This window comes from Pseudoalteromonas sp. 2CM41L, assembly GCF_023161905.1.
GTDB lineage: Bacteria > Pseudomonadota > Gammaproteobacteria > Enterobacterales > Alteromonadaceae > Pseudoalteromonas > Pseudoalteromonas atlantica.
In genome coordinates this window covers 242,241-254,120 of record NZ_JALNTN010000004.1, presented here as the reverse complement: position 1 = coordinate 254,120, position 11,880 = coordinate 242,241, and the positions used below count along the sequence as shown (strand labels likewise).

Genomic DNA, 11,880 nt, shown 5'->3' with positions numbered 1-11,880 from the left:
TTTTTTACGTTATTGCACTTTTATTTTATCAATTAAAATACTGCTTAAGTAATATTGCATCATAGGCGTTAAGGCACTCACCTCTGTACGCGTACATGGGCCTTGTAGTTTAGTTAAGCTGCTTAATTTAGTAATGGTTTTAAAGGGCGGTACAGTTACTTCCTTACCTGCGCGCGCTATACGGGCTTGCTCGGTATTTTGTTGATGTACAAATGTTGCCACTTCTAATTCATTAGTAATTTTTTGCTCTTGGGCGAAGCTAAACAATAAAGGCTCACGGTGGAAGCTTGCGCTGTCTATTGATGATTTTGCAAACCATACCACATCGCCAGAGGCGCGGTGCGTAATGCGCATGCTCACTTGCGCTAGTATGGTGGCGCATTGTTGAGTAGGGTATTGCTGCGCTACTTTGGCAAATAAAGGGTACGGGTTTTCAGGTTGAGTTAACGCATATTTTGTATCGTCAGTAAATGCTAAATCTAACTGATGGATAGCTAACGTGTAGTCACTGTTTTTGCTATCAGTCACTTCTAAGCCTTTATCGTTCAAGGCTTGTGTTATTTGCTTTAATAGCGTGTCTGTTACGCTTGCTTTATCGGTTGTAATACGCACTGTTTGGCCGCGTGTTACTTTGTGCGCCGGTAACTGTACAGACTTAACTTTTGGCGATGCGTGCTCTGTTTTATACTCAAGCTGGTAAGTTTCGCTCTTTAATGTTGGCTTTAACGGTAAAGCCAAAGGCTCGGCCGGCTGTTTGGTAATTGCACAACCTGCTGATAATAATATAAAAAGTGATACAACTATAAAACGCATAAATACTTAACATCCACTTAAAAAGCCAATAATCGCAACATTGTACGTTAGTCCTATCAAAACTTCATGATATTATGCACATAGATGTAGTTAAAAAAGAATAAATTTGTAACGAATGAAGTATCTCACTAATTTTATGTATGTTTGGGTCGCTATTTGTCTATCTTTACCGCTTCAGGCAATAGCTAAAGCAGACTCAAGCTGGGATGGATTCGTAAAACAGTATGGACGCTACGCAGAAAAAAAACTCAACAGTAAAGGTATTCCTGGCGCTGCGCTTTCGATAGTGAGTATTGGTAACGCTGATTATATCCACACCATGGGCCGCACTAAGGCAAGAAGTGGCACACAGGTTAACCGCCACACCCGCTTTAGGTTGGCTTCTGTGTCAAAAACATTTGCAGGGTCGTTAACTGCAAAGCTTGCAAGTGAAGGGTTAATAGATTTATTTAAACCGGTAAGTGAGTATATACCTGCTTTTAAAGGCACTGTTTATAAAGACAATTTAAAAGTGTTTCACTTATTAAGCCACTCCAGCGGGTTGGTTCCTAATGCGTATGACAATTTAATCGAATCAAGAATGAATTACCCCGATATTGTCGAAAAGCTATTAACAGTAAAGCCCATTTGCGAACCAGGCCAATGCTATGGCTATCAAAATGTGATGTTTAGTTTAATTGATGATGTAATTTACAGCAGTACCAATAAAAAATATGACCAGTGGCTGCAAGAGGGGATTTTTACACCATTAAAAATGAGCGATACCAGCTTAGGCTACGATGCAATGGTGCAGGATAAAAATTATGCGCTGCCGCACGTTAGAGGAAAAAAACGTTGGTACACAGCCAAGCTGAAAAAAAACTATTATAAAGTTGGTCCGGCTGCGGGCGTAAATGCAAGTGCCACCGATATGGCAAAATGGTTAAATGCGCAATTAGGGCAAAACCTAGATGTACTTTCTTTAGATGCACTTGCTACACAAACACGTCCTTATACACTTACAAAAAAAGAGCGTTATAGACGAGTATGGAAAAAGGAATTAGAACAAGCTTATTATGGATTAGGCTGGCGTGTTTATAACTATAACGATGAAACGCTTTATTATCATAGTGGCTGGGTGCAAGGCTATCGCAGTGATTTGGTGGTTATACCGCATTTAAATGTGGGTTTTAGCTTGATTGTTAACGCGGAAACAGGCGTGATAAACGAATTAACTACTGAATTTTTAGACCGTTTATTAAAATACAAACGCACTAAATAAAACAGGCCTAAAATTGCTTAAAAAGCGCCGTGCTTTAAATTTATTGCTTAAAGGTAAAAAGCATAAATAAGCGCATATAATAAAAAAACCAGCTTAATGCTGGTTTTTTTATAAAAAGACTCACTGCACAATTAACTTATGCTCGTGGTAATTGAATCTTTTTTTCTGCACTTTGACGATACAATACAACAGTGTGACCTATTGTTTGTAGCTTAGTAGCGCCGGTTTCACGAACGATTGCATCAAAAATAAGTGCTTTTGTTTCACGATCGTCAGTAGGTACTTTTACTTTAATCAATTCGTGAATTTCTAATGCACTTTGAATTTCGACTACTACGCCCTCGGTTAAACCGTTAGAACCTAGTAAAACTACAGGCTTAAGGCTATGCGCCTGACCTTTTAAAAACTGCTTTTGTTTGTTTGATAATGTCATGTTTATACAAATTTTGCTGAATATGGCTTGAATTAAGGGTATTCTAACGCCATCTAAAGAATATTACTAATTAGTTGCGTGTTAATTTATGACAAATAAAAAACATTCAGCCAGTTCAAAGCGATGGCTGAAAGAACATTTTGATGATCAATATGTTCAGCAAGCGCAAAAAAAAGGCTGGCGTTCTCGAGCTGTTTTCAAATTAGATGAGATCCAAAATAAAGATAAACTGCTTCGCCCTGGTATGACCGTTGTTGATTTAGGTGCTGCACCTGGCAGCTGGTCACAATACTTAGCCGAGAAAGTATCTGATAAAGGTCAGGTTGTTGCGTGTGACATATTACCTATGGACTCACTTGCGGGGGTTGACTTTTTACAAGGCGATTTTCGTGAAGAAGCCGTACTTGATGCATTGTTAAAACGCATTGATGGTAAAAATGTTGATGTGGTACTCTCTGACATGGCACCAAATATGAGCGGTAATAACTCGGTAGATCAAGCGGGTAGCATGTATTTGGTAGAATTAGCACTTGATATGTGTCATCAAGTATTAAAGAAAAATGGTGCATTTGTTGTTAAAGTGTTTCAAGGTGAAGGCTTTGATCAATACTTGCAAGACGTTCGTAATAGTTTTAAAGCAGTGAAAATACGCAAACCTGATGCCTCACGTGCCCGTTCTCGGGAAGTATATATAGTAGCGACCGGCTACAAACTGTAGTACAGTTGCTTGGCGTTTAGTTGAATTTAAATTAATTGGATACAAGAGGTTAACCCCTTGAGCGATATGGCGAAAAATCTAATACTCTGGCTGGTTATTGCAGTTGTGCTAATGTCAGTATTTCAGAGCTTTAATGGCGGCGATCAAGTTGATCGTCAAACAAGTTACACTCAATTTGTAAAAGACGTGCGTAGCGGCTCTTTACAAGAAGTTATTATTGACCGTGGAACGGGTAATATTACAGGTACTAAAAGCAGTGGTGAGCGTTTTCAAACCACAATGCCAATGTACGATGAAGACTTAATTAATGATTTACTTAAAAATGATGTAAATGTGAAAGGCGTTCAGCCTGAAGAACAATCGTTTTTAGCAAGTATTTTTATCTCTTGGTTCCCAATGTTGCTGCTTATAGGGGTATGGATATTCTTCATGCGTCAAATGCAAGGCGGTGGCGGTAAAGGCGCAATGTCGTTTGGTAAAAGCAAAGCGCGCCTGATGAGCGAAGACCAAGTTAAAACAACTTTTGCTGATGTAGCAGGTTGTGATGAAGCAAAAGACGACGTAACAGAGTTAGTAGACTTTTTACGTGACCCTTCTAAGTTCCAAAAACTTGGTGGTAGTATTCCTAAGGGCGTACTAATGGTGGGTCCTCCTGGTACAGGTAAAACATTACTTGCAAAAGCCGTAGCCGGTGAAGCAAAAGTACCGTTTTTCACCATTTCAGGTTCTGACTTTGTTGAAATGTTTGTTGGTGTGGGCGCATCGCGTGTACGTGACATGTTTGAGCAAGCTAAAAAGGCTGCACCCTGTATTATCTTTATAGATGAGATTGATGCTGTAGGTCGTAAGCGTGGCGCTGGCATGGGCGGTGGACACGACGAACGTGAACAAACGCTAAACCAAATGCTAGTAGAAATGGATGGTTTTGAAGGTAACGAAGGTATTATCGTTATAGCGGCAACTAACCGCCCTGACGTACTAGACCCTGCATTACTTCGTCCTGGTCGTTTTGACCGTCAAGTAGTGGTTGGTTTGCCTGATATTCGTGGCCGTGAGCAAATTCTTAAAGTACATATGCGTAAAGTGCCATTAGGCGATAACGTAGAAGCGGCAGTTATTGCACGTGGTACGCCTGGTTTCTCTGGTGCTGATTTAGCAAATCTTGTAAACGAAGCCGCACTTTATGCCGCACGTGGTAATAAACGTGTTGTAAGTATGGCCGAATTTGATGCTGCTAAAGATAAAATCATGATGGGTGCAGAGCGCAAGACCATGGTGATGAGTGAGCAAGAGAAAGAAATGACGGCTTACCATGAAGCGGGCCATGCTATTGTTGGCCGTATGGTGCCAGAGCACGACCCAGTTTATAAAGTGTCGATTATTCCACGTGGCCGTGCCCTTGGTGTAACTATGTACTTACCTGAACAGGACCGTGTTAGCCATTCTAAAGAGCTTTTAGAGTCAATGATTTCAAGCCTTTACGGTGGCCGAATTGCTGAAGCACTTATTTATGGCGAAGACAAAGTAACAACGGGTGCGAGTAACGACATTGAGCGTGCAACAGATATTGCACGTAAAATGGTAACGCAGTGGGGCTTGAGTGAAAAACTAGGTCCGTTACTTTACGCTGAAGATCAAAACGAGATGTACATGGGTGGCGGCGGTGGTCGCGCAATGAGCATGTCTGATGAAACAGCTAAAGTAATTGATGCCGAAGTACGCTTATTCTCAGACCGTAATTATCAAAGAGCAGAAGATATATTAAAAGAAAATATTGATATTCTTCATGCGATGAAAGATGCATTAATGAAATATGAAACAATTGATGCTAAACAAATTGATGATTTAATGGCGCGTCAGCCTGTGCGTGAGCCACGTGATGCACACGACCGTTTAGACGATAAGCCAACTAAAACAGTCGCACCTCAAGAAAAGCCGGTTGATGAAAGCCAAAAACCGGATGATTCATCGAAAAAAGATGAAACAAACCTTGATGATAAAGCTGAATAATCGTTAAAATAATACTTTAAAAGCCCCGTACTTCGGGGCTTTTTTGTATCAAATAACTAAAAGGTTGGCGATGACTAACATAATAAACCTTCCCCGTGGGCGTAAACTTAATTTAGAAAAACCATGTGTGATGGGTATTTTAAATGTGACCCCAGATTCATTTTCTGATGGTGGAAAGTTTTTAGATACAGCGCACGCGGTGCAACAGGCAATGCAGTTGTTAGACGAGGGTGCAACTATCATTGATATTGGCGGGGAGTCTACACGTCCAGGCGCGCCAGATGTTAATTTAGACGATGAACTTAATCGTGTGATACCTGCAATAAAAGCCATTAGAGCTAAAAGTGACTGCGTTATATCGGTAGATACCAGTAAAGCACAGGTCATGGAGCAGGCGATTTTAGCAGGTGCTGATATAGTTAACGACGTACGTGCATTACAAGAGCCCCACGCACTTAGCACACTCGCTAAGTATCCCGATGTAGCAATTTGTTTAATGCATATGCAAGGGCAGCCACGGACAATGCAAAGTGAACCCACTTATACTGACTTGCTAGCGCAAATTAACCTCTTTTTTGAGCAGCGCATAAGCGCATGCGAAACAGCGGGTATTAAGGTGGAGCAACTTATCCTCGACCCAGGTTTTGGCTTTGGCAAAACCCTAGAGCATAATTTTGAAATACTTGCTAAATTTAATGCATTTAATAAATTTGAACTACCGCTTTTAGCAGGTCTTTCACGCAAGTCGATGATAGGTAATTTGCTAAACAGAAAAACAGATGAGCGATTAGCTGGCAGCTTAGCCGGTGCGCTAATTGCCGCGCAAAATGGCGCAAAAATTATTCGTGTACACGATGTAAAAGAAACAGCAGACGTGCTTGGTGTACTCCAAGCTTGCGAAAAAGGAGCTTTGTAATGAGCGAAAGAAAATATTTTGGTACCGATGGGGTACGTGGTTTAGTGGGCACAGCTCCAATTAACCCTGAGTTTGCAATGAAATTAGGCTGGGCCGCAGGTCGAGTTTTGTCTCTAAGTGGAACAAAAAAAGTAATTATAGGTAAAGATACCCGTATTTCAGGTTACATGCTAGAAACCGCGCTTGAAGCTGGTTTAATTGCCGCAGGAATAGATGTCGTACTGCTTGGGCCAATGCCAACGCCCGCTGTTGCATATTTAGCGCAAACGTTCAGAGCCGAAGCAGGTATTGTAATTAGTGCATCGCATAACCCATATTACGATAACGGGATTAAGTTTTTTAATGGCCAAGGCTTAAAATTGGATGACGACGTTGAGCTACAAATTGAAGCGATGCTTGATGAACCAATGACCTGTGTTGCCTCAGATAAACTTGGTAAAGCCTCGCGCTTAGTAAGTGCTGATGGGCGCTATATTGAATTTTGTAAAAGCCAATTTCCACAAGGCTTATCACTTGAAGGTTTAAAAGTTGTACTAGATTGTGCCAATGGCGCAACCTACCATATTGCTCCGTCGGTAATGCGTGAGCTAGGCGCTGAAGTGATTACTCATGCATGTGAGCCTAATGGGGTGAATATAAACCATGAATGTGGTGCTACACACGTTGATACGTTAAAGCGCAAAGTGCTAGAGCACAAAGCTGATGTGGGTATTGCTTACGATGGTGATGGTGATCGCGTAATGATGGTTGATCATAACGGTCGCGTATTTGACGGTGATGACTTAGTTTACATTATTGCCTGTCAAGCGGCTGAAGATCATATGCTAGGTGGTGGTGTTGTTGGCACGGTTATGTCGAACATGGGGCTTGAAAATGCATTAAAAGCAAAAGGAATTGAATTTGCGCGCAGTAAAGTTGGCGACCGTTATGTAATGGAAATGCTGCAGCAAAAAGGGTGGAGAATTGGCGGTGAAAGCTCAGGCCATGTATTAAACCTCGATTTAATCACCACGGGTGATGGTATCATTTCAAGCCTTCAGGTATTGGCTGCAATGGTGGCTCAAAATCGCACATTACAAGATTTAGGAGCTGGTTTTACAAAGTACCCAATGAAAATGATTAATGTACGTTACACACCTGGCACAGACCCTACACAAGCACCAGAAGTACAAGATGCGGTTGCGCAAGTAGAGCAAGCTTTAGGCGAAAAAGGCCGTGTTTTACTTCGTAAATCAGGCACTGAACCGGTAGTACGTGTTATGGTTGAAGCCGAACAAGAAAAAATAGTCATAGACAGCGCGCAAAAAATTGCAGCAGTTGTCGAATCTATGAGCAAATAAACTGATTGAGAACAATAACCTCTTGTAACTTAGGGCGAGAAAAGTTAATATCTCGCCCGCTTTCTAATCTGGAGTGGAAAATGGCAATACGTAAGGCAATGGTCGCAGGCAACTGGAAAATGAATGGCTCTTTAGAGCTTGTTACTCAACTGTCTGATGCCATTAACAGTGTTAAATCAAATGAGATAGACATTGTTTTATTTCCTCCATTTCCATTAGTATCAGCACTGGTTGACAGTGGTGTTACCACGGGTACCCAAACGCTAAGTGAAAATACCCCAGGCGCCTTTACCGGTGAAGTGGATGCTCAGCTTATTAAAGATTTAGGTGCTAAGTATGTACTCGTAGGTCATTCAGAGCGACGCAGTATTTACAAAGAAAGCAATGCAACCGTAGCCGCAAAATTTGCCCGTGCACAGCAAGTAGGACTAACACCTATCTTGTGTATCGGCGAAAGCGAGAGCGAACAAGAAAACGGTCAAACCGAACACGTGGTTGCTGCACAAATTGATGCAGTAATTGAGAAATTAGGTGTAGCAGCACTGAAAGATTCTGTGATAGCATACGAGCCCGTTTGGGCCATAGGCACAGGTAAGACTGCATCGCCAGAACAGGCACAAGCTGTTCATAAATTTATCCGTGACAAAATTGCTTCATTAGATAGCGATTTAGCACAAGGGCTTACCATCTTATATGGTGGTAGCGTTAACGAAAAAAATAGCGAATTATTATTTGCACAATCAGATATAGACGGCGGCCTTATTGGCGGTGCTAGTCTAAAAGCAGATTCGTTCACTGCAATCTGTAACAGTGCAAAAGGGACCGTATAAGATGTACGAAATTTTATTAGTAGTTTATTTAGTTGTTGCTTTAGCTTTAGTTGGTATGGTTTTAATCCAGCAAGGTAAAGGCGCAGACATGGGTTCTTCATTTGGCGCCGGTGCTTCGGGCACAGTTTTTGGCTCATCAGGTGCAGGTAACTTCATGACCAAAACAACAACAAGCTTAGCAACAGTGTTTTTTGTTTTAAGTATTGTGTTAGGTAACTTAACTGCCGGTCAAATTAAAAAGACCGATGAGTGGGAAAACCTTGAAGCAGCACCTGCAGTAGAAACTGTAGCGCCAGCAGAAGAAGACGTACCTGTTACTCAACAGCAGAGCTCTGACGTACCAAACTAATTTAGCGTAAAGCTAACGTTAAACGACTTATACTCCTCAAGTAAGTCAATAAGTTTAACAACTAAGCGAAAGCTTAAAAATTGCGGATGTGGTGGAATTGGTAGACACGCTACCTTGAGGGGGTAGTGCTTTCGGGCGTGGGGGTTCAAGTCCCCCCATCCGCACCAAATTATAAAACCAGTAGCAGCAATGCTACTGGTTTTTTTATGGGAAATTTTCAATTTGCTCACTTATTAATCGCCTGATCCTTTTTGCGTTTATTAGTTGTTTAAAACTCGCTGTATTTGTAAAAAAAACTAGAAATATTACAAATTTAGTTAACACTTATAGGTAATAAGCCGATAATAGATATAGACAACAAAATAAGGTATACACAATGGCTTCAGGCTTCTCTTTTCAAAACCTCAGCATAAGTAAAAAAATACATGCGATTACCAGCATTGCGGTTGTAGCATTTTTAGCAATCGTTTTGATTAATTACTTTGCAATGAATGACAATAGAATCGCACTTGATGAAATGGAAAAGTCTTCATATCAGGTTGTTAAGTTAACTTCAGCAAATGTAAGTCTTTTAGAAAAGCTCGATGAGCTTTATACGCAAGCAGTTACATTTGGAGAGCAGGAGTTAGTAGAGAAAGCAGCTGATACATACAATGCACTAAGTAACAACATAAATGCGGTTGAGCAAATAAACGCTTCGTATATTCATAGTGACACGAAAGTTCAGTTAGCAAATTACGAAAAAATATCAGCCAGTATTGCCAATGGCATGGTAAATGGAACGGCTGACTTTAGTAAAATTCAGCAACAAGCACAAAGAAAAACAGCACTGTATAATGATGTGCTTGAAAGGTTTAAAACCGCTCAAGCAAAAGCAGACGATCGCTTTTTTGAATTAGTTGCAAGTACTAAAGAGCGTTCTGATCACGCACTAACACTTATGTTGGTGGTATCTATTGTTTCGTTAATTTTACTGCTATTTATGGCTATTTGGATTGCCAAACGTATTGCAGCCTCTGCAAGTGATGCCGCTAATAACCTGAGTCTACTCGCAAACGGTAAAGGGTCGCTGAGCACTAATCTGAGCGTAAATTCAGAGGATGAAATTGGTCAAGTATCAATTAACTTCAACTCCTTCATCGCTTTGCTGAAAAAAACAGTACTTGAAGTAATCGCGGTATGTGAGCCACTAATGGAGAACTCAACTCGCTTAGTGCAAGGTATGGAGCAGGCTGAACGTGCTACCACAAAGCAAACAACAGAGGCTGAGGTGGTTAAACAGTCTATGGAAGAGATGAAGCAAAGCGTGGGTGATATTTCTCAATCGGCGGCAAGTGCATCAAATGCAGCGCAAACAGCAGAAAAAGAGGTAGAACAAAGCAGAACTCAAGTTCAAATGTCAGTCACAGCCTCACGTACGTTAAGTGATGAAATAAATCAAGCCGCCTCAACTATCAATAAGTTAGCTGATGATACAAAAAATGTGTCTCAAATTCTTAATGTGATCACATCTATTGCTGAGCAAACTAATTTATTAGCACTAAATGCTGCTATAGAAGCGGCTCGTGCAGGTGAGCACGGTAGAGGCTTTGCCGTGGTTGCGGATGAAGTAAGAGAGCTTGCATCACGTACAGCACATTCAACGAATGAAATTCGTGAGTTACTAAGCACCTTGACTGAGGCTGCAAATGAGTCTGTAACGGCGATGACATCAGCGCGAGATATGGCCACAGATAACGCAACAGCCGCAGAGAAAACAGGCGTTTCGATAGAAAAAATTGCAGAGCAAATGTTAGAAATAAATGGTATGAACTCACAAATCGCCGCTGCAACAGAAGAGCAAACATCGGTTGCTGCGATGGTTGTAGAAAATGTGACGAATATGCATGAATCGTTTGAAGACACCATGGACTCACTCGCGGCGGTAAGGGATGTAGCGAAAAATCTACACTACCTTTCAGATAACCTTTTAGATGCCACTGCGAAATTTAAAATTGAGTAATATTAATCTGCAATAATACTTAATCATTTTAGAGGCTAAGCTAGGCGGTAGCTGCATAAAAAAATCGTTATTTAGAGCAACTAAATAACGTTTTTTTTGCCTAGCTATCTACACACTTGTCCGCCTCTCAATTGCTTATTTATTTAAGGGTATTAGTATAAAGCCGTAATATTTAGATATAAAAAAGCCACCTAATCGGTAATGCCGATCAGTTAAGAAATATTTTAATGATCGGTTGACCGATCTTTTATAGATGTAAGAATCCGATGAGCATTTGCCATCGGATTTTTTTATGAATATTAATAATGCGTTACCCCAGTGACGAAATTGTAGACTTATACAGTCACCGCTGGGAAATTGAGCTAGGGTATCGTGAAATGAAACAAACGCTACTGAACAGTGAATACATGCTTAGAAGCAAACGCCCAGACATGGTTGAGCAAGAATTGTGGGGATTACTGCTTGCTTACAACTTGATAAGAGTGGCTATGACCGAAGCGGCTACACGTAAAGGTATCTGGCCAAATCAGCTAAGCTTCAGCGGGTGCTCAAGCGCGGTTGTAGCATTCTTACTTACAACAGGACTTACAAGCCCAGGAAAGCTCCCCGTGCTGTATGAAAATCTCATCACTCAGCTAACTTATTACGCACTTCCGACGAGGCGGGAAGATAGATTTTACCCTCGAAGGGTCAAACCCAAACCAAGTAAATACCCCACCAAAAAGAAAAATGCCAGTCAGCTTAACTGACTGGCATTAACCTAATCGGTGGTTTTTTTATATCTAGCTACCGCGCTTAAAACGTAGCAACTACCTTAACTTTATCTGTTGCCTTACTGCTGTCTATGTAACCAATTGAGTCGCCATTACTAGCAACAAAATCAATAACAGCCTGGTCAGAATCAAATTTCTCTGGTGGTGTACCTTTACCGGTAAAAACAAGTTTTGACCAATAGGCATTTAATTGGCTACTTGATTTACCAACTACTTTAGAATTGAATTCATCAGCAATAGCGGTACCATTTTGAGTGGCTGGGTTCACTTTATTACCGTTAGCAAATGACTTTGCTTTTCCTAGGTAAATCTTTTTAATAGTATCGCCATCAAGTGCACTTGCATTGCCAGGGTTTACTATTACCGCAACTTCAGCATAGGCGCTAAACGCACATACCGACAGTACACTGGCTAGGGTTAATTTTTTCATATTTC

Annotated in this window: 12 protein-coding genes and 1 tRNA gene; 10 read left to right on the top strand and 3 right to left on the bottom strand. The window is 41.0% G+C overall.

Annotated elements, in window-relative coordinates:
• Nucleotides 1-9: 9 nt before the first annotated feature.
• Entirely contained in the window at nt 10-813 is an 804-nt protein-coding gene (locus tag MTF64_RS07955; protein WP_029773447.1) for a hypothetical protein, read from the bottom strand.
• A 115-nt stretch (nt 814-928) separates the two neighbouring features.
• Between MTF64_RS07955 and MTF64_RS07950 the strand changes: the two genes are divergently transcribed.
• Nucleotides 929-2,074, top strand: coding sequence for a serine hydrolase domain-containing protein (locus MTF64_RS07950; protein ID WP_039972217.1), 1,146 nt, complete (start codon nt 929-931; stop codon nt 2,072-2,074).
• 136 nt (nt 2,075-2,210) lie between these two features.
• Here the strand turns inward: MTF64_RS07950 and yhbY are convergent, their stop codons facing one another.
• On the bottom strand, nt 2,211-2,507 hold the full coding sequence (gene yhbY / locus MTF64_RS07945) for a ribosome assembly RNA-binding protein YhbY (RefSeq protein WP_004587346.1): 297 nt from the start codon (nt 2,505-2,507) through the stop codon (nt 2,211-2,213).
• An 88-nt stretch (nt 2,508-2,595) separates the two neighbouring features.
• Between yhbY and rlmE the strand changes: the two genes are divergently transcribed.
• From rlmE to MTF64_RS07900, 9 genes are all read left to right on the top strand, one after another.
• Nucleotides 2,596-3,225 carry a 23S rRNA (uridine(2552)-2'-O)-methyltransferase RlmE gene (gene rlmE / locus MTF64_RS07940; protein WP_004587345.1) on the top strand — a complete coding sequence of 210 codons (630 nt, stop codon included), beginning with the start codon at nt 2,596-2,598 and terminating at the stop codon, nt 3,223-3,225.
• Between the two features lie 66 nt (nt 3,226-3,291).
• Nucleotides 3,292-5,235, top strand: a complete 1,944-nt coding sequence (gene ftsH, locus MTF64_RS07935) for an ATP-dependent zinc metalloprotease FtsH (RefSeq protein WP_004587344.1) — start codon at nt 3,292-3,294, stop codon at nt 5,233-5,235.
• A 70-nt stretch (nt 5,236-5,305) separates the two neighbouring features.
• Nucleotides 5,306-6,151, top strand: coding sequence for a dihydropteroate synthase (gene folP, locus MTF64_RS07930; RefSeq protein ID WP_039972216.1), 846 nt, complete (start codon nt 5,306-5,308; stop codon nt 6,149-6,151).
• On the top strand, nt 6,151-7,491 hold the full coding sequence (glmM, locus tag MTF64_RS07925) for a phosphoglucosamine mutase (RefSeq protein WP_004587342.1): 1,341 nt from the start codon (nt 6,151-6,153) through the stop codon (nt 7,489-7,491). Before folP ends, glmM begins: the two co-directional genes overlap by 1 nt.
• An 80-nt stretch (nt 7,492-7,571) precedes the next feature.
• Complete coding sequence (gene tpiA / locus MTF64_RS07920; protein WP_248451067.1) at nt 7,572-8,321, top strand: triose-phosphate isomerase; 750 nt, start codon at nt 7,572-7,574, stop codon at nt 8,319-8,321.
• A gap of 1 nt (nt 8,322) precedes the next feature.
• Nucleotides 8,323-8,670 (top strand): preprotein translocase subunit SecG, encoded by a 348-nt coding sequence (secG, locus tag MTF64_RS07915; protein WP_004587340.1) that lies wholly within the window; start codon nt 8,323-8,325, stop codon nt 8,668-8,670.
• Nucleotides 8,671-8,752: 82 nt separating this feature from the next.
• A tRNA-Leu gene (locus MTF64_RS07910) sits at nt 8,753-8,837 on the top strand.
• A gap of 209 nt (nt 8,838-9,046) precedes the next feature.
• Nucleotides 9,047-10,672, top strand: coding sequence for a methyl-accepting chemotaxis protein (locus tag MTF64_RS07905; RefSeq protein ID WP_248443086.1), 1,626 nt, complete (start codon nt 9,047-9,049; stop codon nt 10,670-10,672).
• A 305-nt stretch (nt 10,673-10,977) separates the two neighbouring features.
• Nucleotides 10,978-11,421: a transposase gene (locus MTF64_RS07900; RefSeq protein WP_248451066.1), complete on the top strand. Its 444-nt coding sequence runs from the start codon at nt 10,978-10,980 to the stop codon at nt 11,419-11,421.
• A gap of 46 nt (nt 11,422-11,467) precedes the next feature.
• On the opposite strand, the gene MTF64_RS07895 is transcribed toward MTF64_RS07900, so the two are convergent.
• Nucleotides 11,468-11,875 (bottom strand): phosphate ABC transporter substrate-binding protein, encoded by a 408-nt coding sequence (locus tag MTF64_RS07895; RefSeq protein WP_248451065.1) that lies wholly within the window; start codon nt 11,873-11,875, stop codon nt 11,468-11,470.
• Nucleotides 11,876-11,880 lie beyond the last annotated feature (5 nt).